This window comes from Cellulomonas pasadenensis (assembly GCF_047229365.1).
Classification (GTDB): domain Bacteria; phylum Actinomycetota; class Actinomycetes; order Actinomycetales; family Cellulomonadaceae; genus Cellulomonas.
In genome coordinates this window covers 22,381-41,176 of the sequence record NZ_JBFTEP010000007.1, presented here as the reverse complement: position 1 = coordinate 41,176, position 18,796 = coordinate 22,381, and the positions used below count along the sequence as shown (strand labels likewise).

Genomic DNA, 18,796 nt, shown 5'->3' with positions numbered 1-18,796 from the left:
CGTGACGACGGGCGACGACCTGCCCCGCGTGGAGATGTGGACGGACGGCGCCTGCAAGGGCAACCCGGGCGTCGGGGGCTGGGGCGCGTGGATGCGCTCCGGCGTGCACGAGCGTGAGCTCTTCGGCGGCGAGGAGCTCACGACGAACAACCGCATGGAGCTCACCGCCGTCATCGAGGGGCTGCGCGCCCTCAAGGGTCCGTCGGTGGTGCGGCTGCACGTCGACTCGACGTACGTCATGAACGGCGTCACGACGTGGATGCACGGCTGGAAGCGCAACGGCTGGCGCACCGGGGACAGGAAGCCGGTCAAGAACCAGGAGCTGTGGCAGGCGCTCGACGCCGAGGTCGCGCGGCACCACGTGACGTGGGTGTGGGTGAAGGGGCACGCCGGCGACCCGGGCAACGAGCGCGCCGACGCGCTCGCGAACAAGGGCGTCGACGCCGTGCGGGCGGGCGCGCTGTGAGCGGGGACGTGGCGAGCGGGGACGTGCCGGGCGCCGGCGTGGCGGGCGGGGACGTGGCGGGGGCGGACGTGCTCGGCACCGACGGGGTGCGCCCCGACGCGGCGGACCTGCCGGACGCGCTCGCGGACCGCGTCACGGTCGTCGCGTGCGACGCGCCGGGTCCGCGGCCCGTCGTCCTCGTGCTGCCCGGCGGCGGGTACCGGATGACCGCCGACCACGAGGCCGAGCCGGTCGCGCGGTGGCTCGCCGGCCTCGGCGTGCACGCCGTCGTCCTGCGCTACCCGGTCGCGCCCGAGGGGTCGACCGCGGCGCTGCACCCGGCGCCGCTCGACGCCGCGACCGCCGCGGTGCGGTGGGTACGCGCGGGCGGGACGGGGCTCGACGTGGACCCGGGGCGCGTCGGCGTGCTGGGGTTCTCGGCGGGCGGGCACCTCGCGGCGACGCTGTCCACGGTCGACGACGCGGCGGTGCGGCCGGACGCCACGGTGCTCTGCTACCCGGTCGTCTCGTTCGGTGCCGACGCCCACGAGGGCTCGGTCGAGGCGCTGCTCGGCGTCGGCGCAGCCGCGCAGGCACGGGCGGCCCTGTCCGCCGAGCGGCGCGTCACCCCGGCCACGCCGCCCGCGTTCGTCTGGCACACGGCCGACGACGACGCCGTGCCGGTCGCGAACGCGCTGCTGTACGCGCGGGCGCTGTGGGCCGCCGGTGTCCCGGCCGAGCTGCACGTGTACCCGTCGGGCCGCCACGGCCTCGGCCTCGCGGCGGAGGACCCGCACGTCGCCCGCTGGACGGACGCGTGCGCGGCGTGGCTCGACCGGCTGGACTGGCTGCCCCGCCCCTGACCACCGCTCCCACCGACCGCCGCTCCCAACGACCGCCGCCACCACCGACCACCGCCCGCCGAACCGGCCGCCGTGCAGCACCACCCGGCCGCGGTGCTGCGCGACGGCCGGTTCGGCGGCGGGTGACGGGCCGATGTCGGGTCGACGTCGGGGCGACCTCAGGGGAGGAGCGTCGTGCAGACCGCCAGCAGCCGCGTCCGCAGGGCGTTCGCGCGCGCCGCGAAACCGCGCTGGCGGCGCACGTAGTCGGCCTTGCCCTCCGGCGTCTCGACGGCGATCGGGTCGAGGCCGTACGGCCGCACGTCGTACGGCGAGGCGCGCATGTCGACCAGCCGGATGTCGCGGGCGAGGTCGAACGCGTCGAGCAGCAGGTCGCCCGGCACGGCAGGGCCGAGCTTGAGGCACCACTTGTAGACGTCCATGTGGCGCCTGTTGCAGGCACCTACGCGCGATCAGCGTCGTGCCCTTCCTCCCGCGGCTGCAGGGTTAGCAACTCGCCCAGGAGCACATAAGTCGTGAGGAAAAGGTAGCGCGCTTCGTGCTCTGTGACACGGTCGGAGTGCACGCCGGTCGATACTCGATCGTAGACGTCACTGATGCTCCTGCGGAGGCGTGTCGCACGACCGCCAACAACACCGGCGCTATGAACGTACGCCTGCAAACGGTTGAGCACCCGATTGTTGCCGACGTCCAACTCGCGTTCGCCGATGGAGTACGGGACCTCAGATGCTGGAAATAGGTGATTCGCGACGGCATCAATCAATTGGCGGCATGTCGTCATTGCGTGACTGAGCGCGTCGGTGCTGCCGTCAGCGAGCCGCTCGTTGATGCTGCTTATCGACCGGAGGGCATCGCCAGCCATCTCGCTCAGGGTGGCGTCAATCGCCTCCCGTGATTGTGCGTAGAGCTCCGCTTGCATCTCGCTGTAAGTCAACTCGGAGTGTACGTCCACTGCATACCTGTAGACGCGTGCATCAATGGCTGTGAGCACCTTCTCTAGCGCGGAAGCTGCCGTGGCGGCACCCGTGATGACGCTGGATCGCTCACGCATCGCAATGGTCACATAATCGCCGGATAGGCTCACGCTGCTCGCGTGCGCTTCAACCACGGACTTCCGCGAGTCTCGGGCCGCTTCAATAGCGGCCGCTGCCTGCCAATAGCCGGTGCCCTTTTCTTTATCCGTCCAGCGGTGAGTTCGCGACATCCACTCTTTACCCGCCGGGGTGGCGGGGATGCCCTCAATCTCGAACGTAAGCCACTCCTGAGCCGATTCATCGCCTAGCAGGCGCGCGATGCGTAGTGCCTTCAGGACGTGCCTCGATGTAGTGGATCTCGACAGTTCAATGTCAGCGAGCAGGGAGTCGGCTATTTCAAGCGCCTCGCTTTGACGGGTCATGTCGGGGATCGTACTCGCGCGGCCCACGCGTCGACACTCGCTTTGGGGCTGCGTGCCGTTCTAGGCTGTGGACGTGATCGAGTTCGATCTCACGCGGGAGACACTGCGCGCTCTCGTCGATGAGTGGCATGAAGCGGCGGCCGCGGACTCCATCACCATGCGTACGCGGGAGCACATGCTGATCGGCCTAACTGTCTACGGCCTGGTCGCGCATGTATACACACTCACAGAGGCCGTGATGCTCCTCGATGAGAAGGGACGGCAGCAAGCGGCACTGCCGCTCGTTCGTCAGGCGATCGAATGCGGATACACCGCGGTGTGGCTCGAATTGGCAGGCTACCCTGCGGTTCTCACCATGTTACGGGAACAGACGCGCCAGCAGCGCAACGTGATCGATGCCTTCGTGCGTTCAGGGCAGGCGCCCAACGCAGAATCCACGGCGCGCCTCAATGAGGAATTGGAGCGAGCACTGAAGAGTGCGACCGCGGCGGGAGAGAAATTTGAACAACGCTGCCGAGAACTCGTTGGTGGCGACCAAATTTACGCCATGTACCGCGCAGCTTCTCACACGTCGCACGCTGGTACTGCAGTCGTCGACCTATATCTCGAGAGTGCGCGCATAGGTGAAATTGGTGCGAGAGGGGCGGCCCTACGAGACACCCCGAAAGCGGACTCGTTCGAGCCATGGATGTCGATGCTCCTAGTAGCACTCGTGCATGCCACGGCCGCCTGGAGTCGAATTGACGCACGACGGACGGCCCGAACGCGGATGAAGAGTTTAGCGAAGGAAGTGGGAACCACCCCCCATCTTCAGCTGAGTTCCGCTGGGTTCCTCATGAAGCAGCAGCGTCAGCGCGAGTACGAGGCCTGGCGCAAGACTGTAGACGATTCGTAAGTGCGGGCGGCTGTGGCCAGGACCGCGCACACCTCGAGAATGCGATGGCGAAGGCCGTTTGCTCGGTTGGCGAAGGTTTGCTGCAATTCAACGTACTCGCGCTTACCAGCCGCTGTCTCGATTGCGATAGGAGTGAGCGCATACGGTGTCACGTCGTACGGGGAGGCCCGCATGTCTACGATTCGGATCTCGCGCGCCAGATCGAAGCAGTCGAGCAGTAGGGTGCCTGGTACCGCGGGCCCCAGTTTGAGGGCCCATTTGAAGCAATCCATGTTGGCGTGCAGGCATCCCGGCTGCTCCAGCGCGACCTGCGTCGCGCGCGTCGGCTGCAGCGTGTTGCGCGGCACCGCCGCCGGCGTGAAGAAGCGGAACGCGTCGACGTGGGTGCAGCGGATGCGGTGCGCCTCGACGACGGCGTCCGTGCCGTCGCGGCCGAGGCGCAGCGGCAGCGGGTGGCGGTGCTCGTCGTCCGCCTCGCGGTAGACCATCGCCCACTCGTGCAGGCCGAAGCAGCCGGTGGCGGCGGGCCGGGACGCGGTCGCGCCGACCAGCCCGGCGACGAACTGCACGGCCTCCCCGCGGTCGGCGAGGAACGCCGGCACGTCGAGGGTCACCGTGCCGTCGGCGCCGGTGCGGTACCAGCGCCACGCGCCCTGCGGCGCCGGGCCGACCGCGTCGGGCGCCAGGGCGGTGCCCGCACCGGGGTGCCAGCGGCGCAGCTGCGCCGGACGCGTCGGGTAGTACTCGTAGAGGAAGTCCTCGATCGCGTGCCGCTCGTGCCGTGACCGCCGCTCCCGGTGCCCGGCGGTCAGGGCGTCGGCCCGGGCCGCGTGCGCGTCGGCGCGGGGCCGCCACACGGCGGCGGGCAGCACGACGACGTCCGCCGGGGCGGTCGCCGGGGTGGTCGTCGCGCGCACGGCACCAGGGTAGGTCGCCGCCGGGGAGGCCCGGCGCGCCTGGCGGTGCGACCCCGGGGACGGCATCGTGGCGCACGTGCGCGAGCTGCTGCGGTCCCTGCCGGCCCTGTCGGGCGACGTCCTGCCGTTCGACCCTGACGCGGCGCCGGACGACCCGCTCGCGCTGTTCGGCGAGTGGTTCGCCGCCGCCGTCGACGCGGGCGTCCCCGAGCCGCACGCCGTGACCCTCGCGACGGCGGGGGCCGACGGACGGCCGTCCGCGCGCGTCCTCGTGCTCAAGGACGTGGGGCCGGACGGGTTCGCGTTCGCGACGGACGCACGCAGCGGCAAGGCGGTGGACCTCGCGGTGAACCCGCGGGCCGCGCTGACGTTCTGGTGGCAGCCGGTCGTGCGGCAGGTGCGGGTCACCGGCGCCGCGCACCACCTCGGCGCGGAGGCGTCGGCGGCCGACTACCTCGCCCGCTCGCCCGCGTCCCGTGCCGCCGCGCTCGCGGTGCGTCCCGGTGAGCCGCTGGGTTCCGTCGCGCAGCTGCGTGACGCGATGTCGGCCGCGCGCGAGCGCGTCGACGACGAGCCGGGTCTCGTGCTGCCGCAGTGGCAGGCGTGGGTCGTGGTGCCGGACGCCCTCGAGTTCTGGCAGGGCAGCCCCGACCGGGCGCACGTGCGGCTGGTCTACCGCCGCTCCGCCGCCGGGTCCTGGACGCGGTCGCTCGTCTGGCCCTGAGCCGCCGGACCGGCAGCGGGCGCCGGCGCGGTCGCGTCCGCGCGCGGCGGGAGGGCGTCGGGCGCGACGTCCGCGGCGCGCGTGGAGACCGCGTGCAGCACCCACTCGAGCGGGCCCCGGCCGACCCACGTCCGCCACGCCCAGCACGTCACGACGATCACGCCCGTGAACCAGAGCCAGCCCGCCGTCGTCGGCGACCACACGACCCTCGTGCCCAGCGCCGCGATGACCAGCAGGTGGCCGACGTACGCCGTGAGGGCGAGCGCGCCCGTCGCGGACACCGGCGCGAGCGCGCGCGGCCACCGCACGCCGACGGCGAGGCACACCGCCAGTACCAGCAGCGCCGTGCCGGTGTTGCCCGCGACCTCGAACGGGGACGCCGAGTGCGGGTCCGCGGTCGTCAGGTCGGTGCGCCGCCCGAGCGCGGCGGTGAGCGCCGCCGCGCCGCCGTGGCCCAGCAGGACGAGGCCCGCGCCGAGCCCGGCGAGCCAGGCGTGCACGCGCGGTGACCGCAGGTCGCTGCGGCCGACGGCGAGGCCGGTCAGCACGTACGACATCCACACGATCGCGGGGTAGTAGTGCCCCACGAGCACCGTCAGCGGGTCGAGGGGGCGCTCCGCGACCACCGGGAACGCGTCGAACCAGGGCCGCACCACGGGCCCGAGCAGCGCGACGGCGACGGCGGCCGCCACGACGACGGGCCGGGGCCAGCGCAGCGCGAGCGTGCCCGCGGCGAACATGCCGCCGTAGACGACGAGGATGACGACGACCGGCGTGCCGAGCTCCACGAGGGCGGCGCCGAGCACCACGAGCAGCGCGGCCCGCACGAGGACGCGCAGCCGCGCCTGCACGAGCCGCGTGCCGACCACCGGCCGGTCCCCGCCCGACAGCAGCGCGAGCCCGACCCCGGCGAGCACGACGAACAGTGCGGACGGACGGCCGTCGGCGAGCTGGGCGAACCCGCCCGGCGGCACCGTCCGCCAGGTGTCGTCGGGGCCGACGTGCGCGGCGACCATGCCGAGCACGGCCAGGCCACGGGCGGTGTCGAGCCCCACGATGCGTCGCACCCGCGCATGCTAGGCGGCGCACCTGGGCGACCGCCGTCCGGCCGTGCGTCGCGGCGCGTTGCGACCGACGTCACCGACCAGCATCCGGACGATCCTGTACCGGGTGATGAACTGGACGCTTGTGCGGCTCTACAGTGCCCTGTGACCTCGCGATCCGACGTCTACACCCACGGCCACCACGAGAGCGTCCTGCGCTCGCACCGCTGGCGCACCGCGGAGAACTCCGCGGGGTACCTGCTGCCGCACCTGCGCGCAGGCCAGTCCCTCCTCGACGTCGGCTGCGGCCCCGGCACGGTGACGATCGACCTCGCCGGGCGTGTCGCGCCCGGTGACGTCGTCGGCGTCGACACCTCGTCCGCCGTCATCGAGGCCGCGGCGAAGGCGGCGGCCGACGCCGGTACCCCGAACGTGCGGTTCGAGGTCGGCGACGCGTACGCGCTGGACTTCCCGGACGACACGTTCGACGTCGTGCACGCCCACCAGGTGCTCCAGCACCTGTCCGACCCCGTCGCCGCGCTGCGCGAGATGCGCCGGGTGGCCAAGCCGGGCGGTGTCGTCGCGGTGCGCGACGCCGACTACGACGGCATGGCGTGGTACCCGCAGTCCGACGGCCTCGACGACTGGCTGACGCTCTACCAGGAGGTCACCGAGGCGAACCGGGCCGACGCCGACGCGGGCCGCAAGCTGCTGTCGTGGGTGCGCGCCGCCGGCTTCGACCCGGCCGACGTCCACCCGACGGCCAGCGCCTGGTGCTACGCGACCCCGACCGACCGCGTGTGGTGGGCGGACCTGTGGGCCGACCGCTGCGTGCGCTCGCACTTCGCGGCACAGGCGATCGAGCACGGCCTCGCCGACGAGGTGGGTCTGGAGCAGCTCGCGGACGCGTGGCACGCCTGGGGCGCCCAGGAGGACGGGTGGTTCTCGATCCTGCACGGCGAGGTCGTCGCGCGCGCCTGACGCCGCGGCACCCCGGCGACCGGCGGCACCCGGCCGGACGCCCGCGTCACGACGGGTCGTCGACCCGCACGTCCCGGTGCCACGACTGCGTCACGGCGGCCGTGCGGAACCCGAGCGACTCGTACAGCCGGTCCGCGCCGGTCGGCGAGTCCGCGTCGACCTCGAGCGCGACGTGCGCGCGCCCGCGCCGCGCCGCGTCGGCCACGGCCGCGGCGAGCAGCGCACGGGCGGCGCCGCGGCCGCGCCCGCTGCGCAGCACCCCGAGGTAGGCGACGTACGTGCCGTCCGGGGCGCCGTCGCGCCCGGGGGACACGGTCGCGACGAGGGCACCGACCGGGCGGGACGGCTGGTCGGGATCGACCGACTCGGCGAGCCACCAGTGGTCCCACCGGTGGCCGGGGTCGGCCCGCAGGCGCGCGACGAGCTCCTCGAACCGCTCCGGGTGGTAGTTGAAGTGGTCGGTGAAGGACTCCTCGAGGACGACGTGCACCGCCATGAGGTCGGCGCCGTCGGGCATGCCGTCCTCGCCGCGGCGGACGCGGCGGACGCGGACCCGCGTCGGCGGGGGCGTGTCGGCGTGGACGTCGTCCGGGGTGGTCGGCCGCGTCATCTGCAGCCACGACCGGGTGTGTCGGTACCCGGCCGCGGCCAGCCACCGCCGCCGCTGCTCGTCGGCCGGGAGGGCGCCGGTGTCCGCCTGCGTCGTCGTCAGGCCGCGCTCCGTGGCGATCGCGCGCGCGGCGTCGTCCACCCACGTGAACGCCGTGGCGGCGACCGCGTCGGCCGTGGCCGCGTCGAGCGCGGGGTCGACGACGACCTGCGCGAGGACCCGGCCGGCGGCGCGGTCCTGCGCGGACGCCCACGCACGGACCCGGCCGTGGTCGTCGAGGGCGAGGACGTGGCGCTGCGCGGGCGCCGCCGCGGGGGACAGCGCCGCGTCCACGGTGGACCGGTGGCTCGACGCGGCGCCCGTGACGGCCTCCTCGTGCGCGGTGAGCAGCGCGTGCAGCGCCGGCGCGTCGGCCGGGCCGGCCGCGCGGGCGGTCCAGCCCGGCGGCAGGGACGGGGGCGTCGCGCGGTCGAGCGGGGCGGGGCGGGTGGTGTCGGTCATCGCCCTCCATCGTGGTGCCGGGCCGCGCGCACGGCTCGTCGAGCGCAGCCCGCCTAGGCTGGGCCCGTGCGCATCGCGAGGTTCACCACCGGCTCCGACCCCCGCTACGCCCTCGTCGAGGGCGAGCCCGGCCAGGAGGAGCTCGTCGTCATCACCGGCGACCCCATCTACACGCCCGTGCAGCCGACGGGGGAGCGGGTCCGCCTGGACCAGGACGGGGTGCGCCTCCTGGCGCCGGTCATCCCGCGCTCGAAGATCGTCGGCGTCGGCCGCAACTACGCCGCGCACGCCGCCGAGCTGGGCAACGAGGTCCCGACGGCGCCGCTGCTGTTCCTCAAGCCCAACACGTCGGTCGTCGGCCCCGACGACCCGATCGTCCTGCCGGACTGGACCGAGCACGTCGAGCACGAGGCCGAGCTCGCCGTCGTCATCGGCAAGGTGACCAAGGACGTCGCGCCCGAGCGCGCGCTCGACCACGTCTTCGGCTTCACGGTCGCGAACGACGTGACCGCGCGCGACGTGCAGCGCTCGGACGCGCAGTGGACGCGCGGCAAGGGCTTCGACACGTCGTGCCCGCTGGGCCCGTGGGTCGTCCCGGGCCTCGACGTCGACGACCTGCGGGTGTCCGCGCGGGTCAACGGCGAGACGCGGCAGGACGGCAGCACGGCGCAGATGATCTTCGACACCGCGTACCTCGTGTCCTACGTGTCCGAGGTCTTCACGCTGCTGCCGGGCGACGTGATCCTCACCGGCACGCCCGCGGGCGTCGGCCGGATCGACCACCGCGACGTCGTCGAGGTCGAGGTCGAGGACATCGGCGTGCTGCGCAACCCCGTCGTGCGCCGCTGACGGCCCCCCGTCGCGCGCGGGCGCCCGCGCGCTCCTACGCTCGCCGGATCGGCTGCGGAGGGGGACGGACGTGCAGACGGTCATCGACTGGCTCTCGAACGCGCTGTACTCGTACTGGCTCGTGTACGTCCTGGTCGGCGTGGGCGTGTGGTTCACGGTCCGCACCGGGTTCGTCCAGGTGCGGCTGTTCGGCGCCATGCTGCGGCAGGTCGTGTCCTCGCGCAGCGACGCCGAGGGCGGCATCTCCTCGTTCCAGGCGTTCGCGGTCGGGCTGGCCTCGCGCGTCGGCACGGGCAACATCGCGGGCGTCGCGGTCGCGCTGACGCTCGGCGGGCCGGGCGCGATCTTCTGGATGTGGGTCGTCGCACTCGTCGGCATGGCGACCGCGTTCGTCGAGGCGACGCTCGCGCAGGTGTTCAAGGTCCGGGCGGACGACGGGTCCTACCGCGGCGGTCCCGCGTACTACATCCAGCGCGGGCTCGGCTCGCGGCGCTGGGGCGTGGTGTTCGCGCTGCTGCTCGTCTTCACGTTCGGGTTCGCCTTCAACATGGTGCAGGCGAACACGATCGCCGACACGCTCGAGGGCGGGCACGACGTGCCCGTCGCGTGGACGGCCGTGGGGCTGGTCGTGCTCGCCGCGCCGGTGCTGTTCGGCGGCGTCCGCCGGGTCGCTCGGGTCGCGGAGATCGGCCTGCCGATCATGGCGGGCGCCTACCTGCTGCTCGCGCTCGTCGTCATGCTGCTCAACCTCGAGGCCGTGCCCGACGCCTTCGGCCAGATCCTGCGCGGCGCGTTCGGTCTCGACGAGGCGCTGGCCGGCACGGCGGGCGGCGTGCTCGCCGCGGTGCTCAACGGCACCAAGCGCGGGCTGTTCTCCAACGAGGCGGGCATGGGCTCGGCGCCCAACACGGCGGCGACCGCGACGGTCTCCCACCCGGTCAAGCAGGGGCTCATCCAGTCGCTCGGCGTGTTCGTCGACACGATCCTCGTCTGCTCGGCGACGGCGATGCTGGTGCTGCTCGCCGGCCCGGACGTCTACCGGCCGGGGGTGACGGGCGACAGCGCCGGCGCCTCGCTGACGTCGGCCGCGGTCGCGCACGAGCTCGGGACGTGGACGACGCCGCTCATGAGCGTCGTCGTGTTCACGTTCGCGTTCTCGTCCGTGCTGGGCAACTACTCGTACGCGGAGGTCAACCTCACGTTCCTGAGCGTGCGCGGTCGCGCGCTGACGGCCCTGCGCACCCTCGTGCTCACGGCGGTCGGCGCGGGCGCGCTGCTGGCCCTGCGGACGGTGTGGACGGTCGCCGACATCGCGATGGCGCTGATGGCGACGGTCAACCTGGTGGCGATCGTGCTGCTGTCGCGGTGGGCGCTGGGCGCGCTCGCGGACTACCGGGCGGCGCGTGCCGCCGGCACGGACGCGCGGTTCGTCGGCCACGGCAACCCGCTCCTGCCCGGGGACGTGCCGGGCGACGTCTGGGCGCCCGGCGTGCGCGACGGGGTGCGGTCCACCGCCTCGCTAGGCTGAGGACGACCCCGCCCGCACCACCCCGAGGTGACCCGTGCCCAGCAGTGCCGTCCGCGTCCGCTTCTGCCCCTCGCCGACCGGCACCCCGCACGTCGGGCTCATCCGCACCGCGCTGTTCAACTGGGCGTACGCGCGGCACGTCGGCGGCACGTTCGTGTTCCGCATCGAGGACACCGACCCGGCGCGCGACTCCCAGGAGAGCTACGAGCAGCTGCTCGACGCGCTGCGCTGGCTCGGGCTCGACTGGGACGAGGGCGTCGAGGTCGGCGGCCCGCACGAGCCGTACCGCCAGTCGCAGCGCTACGACCTGTACCGCGACGTCGTCGCGCGGCTCGTCGAGGGCGGGTACGCGTACGAGTCCTTCTCGACGCCCGAGGAGGTCGAGGCCCGGCACCGCGCCGCGGGCCGCGACCCGAAGCTCGGGTACGACGGGTTCGACCGCGACCTCACCGACGAGCAGAAGGCGGCCTACCGCGCCGAGGGCCGCGAGGCCGTCATCCGCATGCGCATGCCCGACGAGGACGTGACCTTCACCGACCTCGTGCGCGGGGAGATCACGTTCAAGGCCGGCTCGGTGCCGGACTACGTCGTCGTCCGCGGGAACGGCCACCCGCTGTACACGCTGGTCAACCCGGTCGACGACGCGCTGATGGGCATCACGCACGTGCTGCGCGGCGAGGACCTGCTGTCCTCCACGCCGCGGCAGGCCGTGCTGTACCGCGCGCTCGTCGAGCTCGGCGTCGCCGAGGTCGTGCCGCAGTTCGGGCACCTGCCGTACGTCATGGGGGAGGGCAACAAGAAGCTCTCCAAGCGCGACCCGGAGTCGAACCTCTTCCTGCACCGCGCCAACGGCTTCACGCCCGAGGGCCTGCTCAACTACCTCGCGCTGCTCGGCTGGTCCATCGCGCCCGACCGCGACGTGTTCACGGTCGAGGAGATGGTGGCCGCGTTCGACGTCGCCGACGTCAACCCGAACCCCGCACGCTTCGACCAGAAGAAGGCCGAGGCCATCAACGCGGCGCACGTGCGGCTGCTCGCGCCCGAGGACTTCCGCGGCCGGCTCGTGCCGTACCTGCACGCCGCCGGCCTGGTCCCGGCCACGACCTACGCGGAGCTGTCCGACGCGCACCGTGCCCTGCTCGACGCCGGCGCGCCCCTCGTGCAGGAGCGCATGACGCTCCTCGGCGAGGTCGTCGGCATGCTCGGGTTCCTGTTCGTCTCCGACGACGCGCTCGAGGTCGCGGACGACGCGCGCGGTGCGCTGCGGCCCGAGGCGGTGGACGTGCTCGACGCGGCGGCCCGCGTGCTGGCCGACGTGCCCGCCGACGGGTTCACGACGGAGGCGACGCAGACCGCGCTCGCGGCCGCGCTCGTCGCGCCCGCCGACGAGGGCGGGCTCGGCATCAAGCCGCGGTTCGCGTACACGCCGCTGCGGGTCGCGCTGACGGGGCGCCGCGTGTCCCCGCCGCTGTTCGAGTCGATGGAGATCCTCGGCAAGGACGCGACGCTCGCGCGCATCGGCCGCCTTCGCGCGAGCCTCGACGCGTGAGGGACGGCGCCGGGACCGGACGGCTCGTCGACGGCGTCCTGCTCGACGTCGATGACACGCTCGTCGACACGCGGGCGGCGTTCCGCACGGCGATCGCCGACGTGCTCGCCGCCTCCGTGGGGGACGTCGACGACGCGACGGTCGACGCCGCGCTCGCCGCGTGGCGGGCCGACGTCCACGGCCACTACCGCGCCTACACGCGCGGCGAGGTCGACCACCGCACGCAGCGCATGGCGCGGGCCAACGAGCTGCACGCCGCCTTCGGCGGCCCCGTGCTCGACGACGCGGCCTTCGACGCGTGGGACGCGCGCTTCGACGCGGCGTTCCGGGGCGGCTGGACGGCGCACGAGGACGCGGTCGCCGCGCCGACGACCCTGCTCGACGCCGGCGTGGTCGTCGGCGCGCTCACGAACGCCGCGACGGCGTACCAGACCGACAAGCTCGTGCGGGCCGGGCTCGACGGGCACCTCGAGGTGCTCGTCGGTGTCGACACGCTCGGCGTCGGCAAGCCCGACCCGCGGGTGTTCGTCGAGGCGTGCGGCCGCCTCGGCACGGACCCGTCGCGCACCGCCTACGTCGGCGACGAGCTCGACGTCGACGCCCTCGGTGCTGCGGCGGCGGGCCTCACGGCCGTGTGGATCGATCGACCCGGTGGGCGACGGCAAGCGATCCCAGAGTCCGACGTCGTCGCTGCCCGCGCCGCAGGTGTCCGGATCATCACGTCTCTCTCCGAGTTGCCGACTGCGCTCGGCCTTTGACCGCGGGCACGGCGATGGCTTCACGCCGCCCCGGATGATGCCGAGAGGGAAGCGTGCACCTGTTGCGTAGAAGGCCGCTGCGGCGCTGGCTCGTCCGTCTCGATGACCCACCGGGCCGAGCCGCGTACTACGCGTTCGTGGCGGCCCGAAGCGAACGAGCGGCGGGATCGCTTCTCCACGAAACGGTCTCCTTCGTGGAGCGTGCTGGATTCGAGCGCCTTCTTGCAGTCGAGGAGCTTGCTGGGCGGCCGGCGGCCCGTGACCTCACGAAGGGACGGGTCGAGCTTGATTGCGTGGTCGGGTGTCGGTTCGTCATGCCGCTTCCCGGTGTCGCGGAGCCGATGAGTCGGGGAGTGCTCCCTGGCGGTCCCGATATGGCTCTGATCGAAGACTGGCGGACGAGGCAGGGCTTCGAGCCCTAGAGCCTGACAGTCGTGAGGACGGGTTCGGCAAGCCGAATCGTCGGGTGTTCGTCGAGGCGTGCCGGCGCCTCGGCACGGACCCGTCGCGCACCGCCTACGTCGGCGACGAGCTCGACGTCGACGCGCGCGCCGCCGTCGCCGCCGCGCGCGCGGCCGGCGTGCACGTCGTCACGTCGCTGGCACAGCTCCCGGACCTGCTCGGCCTCTGAGGCCGACCGTCACGCGTCGGGGGCCAGCGCCGCCAGCACGTCGTCGTGCAGCAGGCCGTTGGTCGCGAGCGCGTCCCCGCCGAGCGGGCCCGGCGTGCCGTCGAGCGACGTGAACCGCCCGCCGGCCTCGGTGACGATCGGGACCAGCGCGGCCATGTCGTGCAGCGACAGCTCGGGCTCGGTAGCGACGTCCACGGCGCCCTCGGCGAGCAGCACGTACGACCAGAAGTCGCCGTAGGCCCGCGTCCGCCACACGCGGCGCGTGAGGTCGAGGAACGGCTCGAGGCGGCCGCGCTCCTCCCACCCGGAGAGGCTGGAGTACGACAGCGAGGCGTCCTCGAGCCGGGACACGGACGACACGTGCAGCCGCGTCGCCGACGCCAGCGAGCGGCCCGTCCAGGCGCCCGTGCCCTTCGCCGCCCACCACCGCTTGCCCAGCGCCGGGGCGCTCACCACGCCCAGCACGACCTCGTCGCCGTCCATGAGCCCGAGCAGCGTCGCCCACACGGGCACCCCGCGCACGAAGTTCTTCGTGCCGTCGATCGGGTCGACCACCCAGCGCCGCGGCCCGTGGCCCGTGTCGGCCATCTCCTCGCCGTGCACCGCGTCGCGCGAGCGCATGCGGGACAGGCTCGTGCGGACGAGCTCCTCGGCGGCGCGGTCCGCGTCCGAGACGGGCGTCAGGTCCGGCTTCGTCTCGACCTGCAGGTCCAGCGCCTTGAACCGCGCCATGGTCACGGAGTCCACCTGGTCCGCGATCACGTGGGCCAGGCGCAGGTCGTCGTCGTACGCGGTCGCCATGGGTGCTCCTTCGTCGGTGGTCGCGCGTCACCGTACCGGTGCGGGCGCCGCCGGTCAGCGCACCGGGTCCTCGGGGTCCGCGGTGCCGAGCCGGCTCACCAGCAGGCGGCGGAAGGAGTCCACGCGGGCGCTGCGCGCGTCGCGGGTCGCGTCGTCGGGCGCCTCGGCCACCCAGTCGTCCAGGCCGCAGTCCGGCGAGCCGGCCAGGTGCGTGCAGCCGCGCGGGCACTCGCGCGCCACCTCGGCGAGGTCGCCGAACGCGCGGACCAGCCGGTCCGGCTCGACGTGCGCGAGGCCGAACGAGCGGACGCCCGGGGTGTCGACGACCCAGGTGGGTGTCGTCGTGCCGGGCAGCGCGAGCGCGACGGCCGACGTCGACGTGTGCCGGCCCCGGCCCGTCACGTCGTTGACCACGCCGACGGCCCGGCGCGCGTCGGGTACGAGCGCGTTGACGAGCGTCGACTTGCCGACGCCGGAGTGCCCCACGAGCACCGAGACGCGCCCGTCGAGGGCCGCGCGCACCTCGTCCAGGCCGGTGAGGACGCGCTCACCCGTCACGGGGTCCTCGGCGCGGCTCGTGACGACCACCTCGACACCGATCGGCGCGTACATCGCGACGAGCTCGTCGGGCGGCGCGAGGTCCGCCTTGGTCAGCGCGAGCAGGACGTCCATGCCCGCGTCGTACGCCGCGACGACGCAGCGGTCGATCATGCGCGTGCGCGGCTCGGGGTCGGCGAGGGCGGTGACGACGACGAGCCGGTCGGCGTTCGCGACGATGACGCGCTCGACGGGGTCCGTGTCGTCGGCCGTGCGCCGCAGCACCGTGCGCCGCTCGCCGATCCGCACGATGCGCGCGAGCGTGTCCCGGCCGCCCGACGTGTCGCCGACGACGTCCACGCGGTCGCCCGGCACGACGCGCTGCCGCCCGAGCTCGCGCGCCTTCATGGCGAGCGCGCGCGTCTCGTCCGGCGTCCCGGGCTCGACGAGGACGGTGTACCGGCCGCGGTCCACCGCCACGACCATCGCGCTGCGGGCGTCGTCGTGCGCGGGGCGCTGCTTGGTCCGGGGACGCGAGCCGCGACCGGGACGGATCCGCACGTCCCGCTCGTCGTAGCGCCGCTCGGGCATCAGGCCGTGGCCGCCACGTGCGTGCCGGCGAGCATGCCGGACCACATGCCGACGAAGTCGGGCAGCGTCTTCGACGTCGTCGCGACGTCCTCGACCCGGACGCCGGGCACGCGCAGGCCGACGAGCGCCCCCGCTGTCGCCATGCGGTGGTCGGCGTAGGAGTGCCACGTCCCGCCGGTCAGCGGCCGCGGCGTGATGACCAGGCCGTCGGCGGTCTCCTCGGCGTGCCCGCCCAGCCGGGTGATCTCGGCGGCGAGCGCGGCCAGCCGGTCGGTCTCGTGCCCGCGCAGGTGCGCGATGCCGCGCAGCCGCGTGGGGGAGTCGGCGAGCACGGCGAGGGCGGCGATCGTCGGCGCGACCTCGCCCGCGGCGTGCAGGTCGAGGTCGACGCCCCGGACGGCGCCCGTGCCCGTGACGGTGAGGACGTCGCCGTCGAGCGACGCGGTGCCGCCCATGCGCTCGAGGATGCCCGGCAGGAGCGCCCCCGGCTGCGTCGTCGCGGCGGGCCACCCCGGGACGCGCACGGTGCCGCCGGCGACGAGCGCGGCGCACAGGAACGGCGCCGCGTTCGACAGGTCCGGCTCGACGCGGACGTCGCGGCCCGCGACGGCGCCGGGCTCCACCCGCCACGTCCCAGGCACCGCGTCGTCGACGGTGACGCCGGCGGCGCGCAGCACCTCCACCGTCATCGCGACGTGGGGCAGGCTCGGCAGCGTCGCGCCTGTGTGCCGCACCGTGAGGCCGTCGGCGTAGCGCGCGCCGGACAGCAGCAGACCGGAGACGAACTGGCTGGAGCCGGACGCGTCGACGTCGACCGCGCCGCCCGCGAGCGCGCCCCGCCCGTGCACCGTGAACGGCAGGAAGCCCGGCTCGCCGTGCCACTCGACCCGGACGCCGAGGGCCTCCAGGGCGCCGAGCACCGGGCCCATGGGGCGCACGCGCGCCTGCGGGTCGCCGTCGAACCGGACGGGCCCGTCCGCGAGCGCGGCCAGGGGCGGCAGGAAGCGCATCACCGTGCCGGCCAGGCCGCAGTCCACCTCGACACCGCCGCGCACGGGGCCCGGCGTGACCGCCCAGTCCGTCCCGTCCTCGTCGACGCGTGCCCCGAGGGCCCGCAGCGCCGCGGCCATCAGCGCCGTGTCGCGGCTCGTCAGCACGCCGCGCAGCCGGCTCGGGGCGTCACCCAGCGCCGCCAGGACGAGGTACCGGTTGGACAGCGACTTCGAGCCGGGCACCTCCACCGTCGCGTCGAGCGGGCCGGTCGCGGCCGGCGCGTCCCAGAGGTCGAGCGCGGGAGGGGTCGTCATGAGGGCCAGGCTATCGGCGCGTGCACCGCACGCGTCGGGCGCGTCCGCGTCGTCGGCCGGCTGCCGGCTACGCGTCGGTGTGCTTCGCGACCCACTTCGCGCGTGCCGCGCGGACCGCGGCCCGGTCCTCGCGGGCGTGGTGCACGCGCCAGCCGACGCCGGGCCGCCCCTCGAGGTCGGCGCCCACGAGCAGCGCCCCGCCCGTGAAGCCCACGGCCCGGATCAGCCGCTCGGTCCGCTCGCGCTCCTCCTGCTCCGACCGCTTGCGGCCGAGAGGCAGGTTGACGACCACGACCGGCAGCGTCAGCCCCGCGAGCACGAGGCCGGCCGTCCGGGGTGCGCGCCCGACGGCGAGGGCCGCGGCGGCGACGACGAGCGCGGCGCCGTGCGCGCGCGCGACCGTCGCCAGCTGCTCGTCCGAGACCCGGCCCTCGATCGCGTCGCCGACCGGCCCGGGCAGGCCGGCGCGCGTCTGGTCGGGCACGCGGGAGCGCAGGCCGTCGAGCGCGTCGCGCACGATGCGCGCGTGACCCTGCGGGTGGCGCAGCGCGTCGAGGCCCTGCGAGACGAACCAGGTGGCGAGCATGGGACGGGCGGCACGGCGCAGCAGCACGGGTTCCTCCGGACGCACGGGTGGGCGGACGTCCTCACGCTAGCCCTGCGGGTGCGGCTCGGCGCGCCGGGAATGCCCGGGGGAGCGCCTCGCGTTGACCCCGTCATGAGCGTCCTCCTCCCGGCCCGCACGACGGCACCCGTCGTGCTCGGTCCGCCCGGACCCGTGCCCGGGCACCCGTTCGCAGCCCTCTCAGGTGGCGGTCGGCCCGGAGCACTAGGCTCGTGGGTGATGAGCGAGGACACGGCAGGCATCGACATCGGCACCGAGACGACCCGCGCGCCGGAGACGGAGGGCGACGCCGCCCGCGCGGACCGGTTCGAGGCCGAGGCGCTGGTCCACCTGGACCAGCTGTACGGCGCTGCCCTGCGCATGACGCGCAACCCGGCCGACGCCGAGGACCTCGTCCAGGAGACGTTCACCAAGGCGTTCGCCGCGTTCCACCAGTACCGCCCGGGCACGAACCTCAAGGCCTGGCTGTACCGGATCCTCACCAACACGTACATCAACTCCTACCGCAAGAAGCAGCGCGAGCCGCAGCAGTCGCGGTCGGAGGAGATCGAGGACTGGCAGCTCGCGCGCGCGGAGTCGCACACGTCGAGCGGCCTGCGCTCCGCCGAGGCGGAGGCCCTCGACCACCTGCCCGACTCGGACGTGAAGGACGCGCTGCAGCGCATCCCCGAGGACTTCCGCATCGCGGTGTACCTCGCGGACGTCGAGGGGTTCGCCTACAAGGAGATCGCGGAGATCATGGGGACGCCGATCGGGACGGTGATGTCCCGCCTGCACCGCGGCCGCGGCCAGCTGCGCGAGCTGCTGTCCGACTACGCGCGCGAGCGCGGCCTGGCCGGTGCGGCGCCGACGGGACCGGAGGGCGGGCGATGAGCACGTTCGAGGACGAGCGCGCCGGCGCGTCGACGCCGGTCGACCCGTGCGGGAGCGGTGACATGCGCTGCTCCGAGGCCGTCGAGCGCCTGTGGGAGTACGTCGACGCCGAGCTCGGCGAGCTGGACCGCGACCGGGTCGCCGCGCACCTCGCCGAGTGCACGCCGTGCCTCGAGGAGGAGCAGGTCGAGGTCGTGATGAAGGAGCTCGTGCGGCGCTGCTGCCAGGAGGAGGCGCCCGTGACCCTGCGCGTGCGCATCCACGAGCAGATCTCCGTGCTGCGGCTGCGCGCCGCCGCGGAGCCGGACGCCTGACGCAGGTCCACCCCGGACGGACGACGAGGGCCCCGGAGCGTCTGCTCCGGGGCCCTCG

General features: G+C 74.1%; 21 protein-coding genes. 12 read left to right on the top strand and 9 right to left on the bottom strand.

The genetic code is table 11. The annotated features are described in order from the left end of the window. The first annotated feature begins 34 nt into the window (after nucleotides 1-34). Nucleotides 35-466 (top strand): ribonuclease HI, encoded by a 432-nt coding sequence (gene rnhA, locus AB6N23_RS02315; protein ID WP_412864398.1) that lies wholly within the window; start codon nucleotides 35-37, stop codon nucleotides 464-466. Between the two features lie 107 nt (nucleotides 467-573). Next, nucleotides 574-1,308, top strand: a complete 735-nt coding sequence (locus AB6N23_RS02310; protein ID WP_412864396.1) for an alpha/beta hydrolase — start codon at nucleotides 574-576, stop codon at nucleotides 1,306-1,308. A 158-nt stretch (nucleotides 1,309-1,466) separates the two neighbouring features. Here AB6N23_RS02310 and AB6N23_RS02305 read toward each other — a convergent pair whose 3' ends face one another. Beyond that, on the bottom strand, nucleotides 1,467-1,730 hold the full coding sequence (locus tag AB6N23_RS02305) for a hypothetical protein (protein ID WP_412864364.1): 264 nt from the start codon (nucleotides 1,728-1,730) through the stop codon (nucleotides 1,467-1,469). Between the two features lie 20 nt (nucleotides 1,731-1,750). After that, on the bottom strand, nucleotides 1,751-2,704 hold the full coding sequence (locus AB6N23_RS02300; RefSeq protein ID WP_412864362.1) for an AbiTii domain-containing protein: 954 nt from the start codon (nucleotides 2,702-2,704) through the stop codon (nucleotides 1,751-1,753). Between the two features lie 73 nt (nucleotides 2,705-2,777). On the opposite strand from AB6N23_RS02300, the gene AB6N23_RS02295 reads away from it, so the two are divergent. Beyond that, the gene (locus AB6N23_RS02295) at nucleotides 2,778-3,599 is read left to right on the top strand and encodes a DUF5677 domain-containing protein (RefSeq protein WP_412864360.1); all 822 of its coding nucleotides are present in this window, start codon (nucleotides 2,778-2,780) and stop codon (nucleotides 3,597-3,599) included. Here AB6N23_RS02295 and AB6N23_RS02290 read toward each other — a convergent pair. Then, complete coding sequence (locus AB6N23_RS02290) at nucleotides 3,554-4,516, bottom strand: 3-methyladenine DNA glycosylase (RefSeq protein WP_412864358.1); 963 nt, start codon at nucleotides 4,514-4,516, stop codon at nucleotides 3,554-3,556. The two genes, AB6N23_RS02295 and AB6N23_RS02290, sit on opposite strands and share 46 nt — an antisense overlap. A gap of 76 nt (nucleotides 4,517-4,592) precedes the next feature. On the opposite strand from AB6N23_RS02290, the gene AB6N23_RS02285 reads away from it, so the two are divergent. After that, nucleotides 4,593-5,240, top strand: a complete 648-nt coding sequence (locus tag AB6N23_RS02285) for a pyridoxine/pyridoxamine 5'-phosphate oxidase (protein WP_412864356.1) — start codon at nucleotides 4,593-4,595, stop codon at nucleotides 5,238-5,240. Here AB6N23_RS02285 and AB6N23_RS02280 read toward each other — a convergent pair. Further along, complete coding sequence (locus AB6N23_RS02280) at nucleotides 5,189-6,307, bottom strand: heparan-alpha-glucosaminide N-acetyltransferase domain-containing protein (protein WP_412864354.1); 1,119 nt, start codon at nucleotides 6,305-6,307, stop codon at nucleotides 5,189-5,191. The genes AB6N23_RS02285 and AB6N23_RS02280 overlap by 52 nt on opposite strands. Before the next feature lie 141 nt (nucleotides 6,308-6,448). Between AB6N23_RS02280 and AB6N23_RS02275 the strand changes: the two genes are divergently transcribed. Next, complete coding sequence (locus AB6N23_RS02275; protein WP_412864352.1) at nucleotides 6,449-7,264, top strand: methyltransferase domain-containing protein; 816 nt, start codon at nucleotides 6,449-6,451, stop codon at nucleotides 7,262-7,264. Nucleotides 7,265-7,310: 46 nt separating this feature from the next. Here AB6N23_RS02275 and AB6N23_RS02270 read toward each other — a convergent pair whose 3' ends face one another. Beyond that, nucleotides 7,311-8,375, bottom strand: a complete 1,065-nt coding sequence (locus AB6N23_RS02270; protein ID WP_412864350.1) for a GNAT family N-acetyltransferase — start codon at nucleotides 8,373-8,375, stop codon at nucleotides 7,311-7,313. A gap of 66 nt (nucleotides 8,376-8,441) precedes the next feature. Here AB6N23_RS02270 and AB6N23_RS02265 point away from each other — a divergent pair, with 66 nt between their 5' ends. The 5 genes from AB6N23_RS02265 to AB6N23_RS02245 all read left to right on the top strand — a co-directional run bounded on the left by AB6N23_RS02265 (nucleotide 8,442) and on the right by AB6N23_RS02245 (nucleotide 13,690). Then, on the top strand, nucleotides 8,442-9,224 hold the full coding sequence (locus tag AB6N23_RS02265; RefSeq protein ID WP_412864348.1) for a fumarylacetoacetate hydrolase family protein: 783 nt from the start codon (nucleotides 8,442-8,444) through the stop codon (nucleotides 9,222-9,224). Nucleotides 9,225-9,294: 70 nt separating this feature from the next. After that, complete coding sequence (locus AB6N23_RS02260) at nucleotides 9,295-10,752, top strand: alanine/glycine:cation symporter family protein (protein ID WP_412864346.1); 1,458 nt, start codon at nucleotides 9,295-9,297, stop codon at nucleotides 10,750-10,752. A 34-nt stretch (nucleotides 10,753-10,786) separates the two neighbouring features. Continuing rightward, nucleotides 10,787-12,301 carry a glutamate--tRNA ligase gene (gene gltX, locus AB6N23_RS02255; protein ID WP_412864344.1) on the top strand — a complete coding sequence of 505 codons (1,515 nt, stop codon included), beginning with the start codon at nucleotides 10,787-10,789 and terminating at the stop codon, nucleotides 12,299-12,301. Continuing rightward, nucleotides 12,298-13,059 (top strand): HAD family hydrolase, encoded by a 762-nt coding sequence (locus tag AB6N23_RS02250; RefSeq protein WP_412864342.1) that lies wholly within the window; start codon nucleotides 12,298-12,300, stop codon nucleotides 13,057-13,059. The genes gltX and AB6N23_RS02250 overlap by 4 nt, the downstream gene beginning before the upstream one ends. A 301-nt stretch (nucleotides 13,060-13,360) precedes the next feature. Continuing rightward, nucleotides 13,361-13,690: an HAD family hydrolase gene (locus AB6N23_RS02245; RefSeq protein ID WP_412864340.1), complete on the top strand. Its 330-nt coding sequence runs from the start codon at nucleotides 13,361-13,363 to the stop codon at nucleotides 13,688-13,690. A 9-nt stretch (nucleotides 13,691-13,699) separates the two neighbouring features. On the opposite strand, the gene hisN is transcribed toward AB6N23_RS02245, so the two are convergent. From hisN to AB6N23_RS02225, 4 genes are all read right to left on the bottom strand, one after another. Then, nucleotides 13,700-14,491, bottom strand: coding sequence for a histidinol-phosphatase (hisN, locus tag AB6N23_RS02240; RefSeq protein WP_412864338.1), 792 nt, complete (start codon nucleotides 14,489-14,491; stop codon nucleotides 13,700-13,702). Nucleotides 14,492-14,545: 54 nt separating this feature from the next. After that, nucleotides 14,546-15,619, bottom strand: a complete 1,074-nt coding sequence (gene rsgA / locus AB6N23_RS02235; protein WP_412864336.1) for a ribosome small subunit-dependent GTPase A — start codon at nucleotides 15,617-15,619, stop codon at nucleotides 14,546-14,548. Next, nucleotides 15,619-16,926 carry a 3-phosphoshikimate 1-carboxyvinyltransferase gene (gene aroA, locus AB6N23_RS02230; protein ID WP_412864334.1) on the bottom strand — a complete coding sequence of 436 codons (1,308 nt, stop codon included), beginning with the start codon at nucleotides 16,924-16,926 and terminating at the stop codon, nucleotides 15,619-15,621. The genes rsgA and aroA overlap by 1 nt, the downstream gene beginning before the upstream one ends. 67 nt (nucleotides 16,927-16,993) lie before the next feature. Then, nucleotides 16,994-17,539, bottom strand: a complete 546-nt coding sequence (locus tag AB6N23_RS02225) for a DoxX family protein (RefSeq protein ID WP_412864332.1) — start codon at nucleotides 17,537-17,539, stop codon at nucleotides 16,994-16,996. Nucleotides 17,540-17,644: 105 nt separating this feature from the next. Between AB6N23_RS02225 and AB6N23_RS02220 the strand changes: the two genes are divergently transcribed. Next, nucleotides 17,645-18,424 carry a sigma-70 family RNA polymerase sigma factor gene (locus tag AB6N23_RS02220; protein WP_412864330.1) on the top strand — a complete coding sequence of 260 codons (780 nt, stop codon included), beginning with the start codon at nucleotides 17,645-17,647 and terminating at the stop codon, nucleotides 18,422-18,424. Continuing rightward, nucleotides 18,421-18,738, top strand: coding sequence for a mycothiol system anti-sigma-R factor (gene rsrA, locus AB6N23_RS02215; protein WP_412864328.1), 318 nt, complete (start codon nucleotides 18,421-18,423; stop codon nucleotides 18,736-18,738). The genes AB6N23_RS02220 and rsrA overlap by 4 nt, the downstream gene beginning before the upstream one ends. The last annotated feature ends 58 nt before the right edge of the window (nucleotides 18,739-18,796 follow it).

Bases quoted from the DNA above. Each gene is read 5' to 3' on its own strand.
- AB6N23_RS02300 (WP_412864362.1), bottom strand. From the start codon at position 2,704: ATGACCCGTCAAAGCGAGGCGCTTGAAATAGCCGACTCCCTGCTCGCT.
- hisN (WP_412864338.1), bottom strand. From the start codon at position 14,491: ATGGCGACCGCGTACGACGACGACCTGCGCCTGGCCCACGTGATCGCG.
- aroA (WP_412864334.1), bottom strand. From the start codon at position 16,926: ATGACGACCCCTCCCGCGCTCGACCTCTGGGACGCGCCGGCCGCGACC.
- rnhA (WP_412864398.1), top strand. From the start codon at position 35: ATGTGGACGGACGGCGCCTGCAAGGGCAACCCGGGCGTCGGGGGCTGG.
- rsgA (WP_412864336.1), bottom strand. From the start codon at position 15,619: ATGCCCGAGCGGCGCTACGACGAGCGGGACGTGCGGATCCGTCCCGGT.
- AB6N23_RS02220 (WP_412864330.1), top strand. From the start codon at position 17,645: ATGAGCGTCCTCCTCCCGGCCCGCACGACGGCACCCGTCGTGCTCGGT.
- AB6N23_RS02270 (WP_412864350.1), bottom strand. From the start codon at position 8,375: ATGACCGACACCACCCGCCCCGCCCCGCTCGACCGCGCGACGCCCCCG.
- AB6N23_RS02305 (WP_412864364.1), bottom strand. From the start codon at position 1,730: ATGGACGTCTACAAGTGGTGCCTCAAGCTCGGCCCTGCCGTGCCGGGC.
- rsrA (WP_412864328.1), top strand. From the start codon at position 18,421: ATGAGCACGTTCGAGGACGAGCGCGCCGGCGCGTCGACGCCGGTCGAC.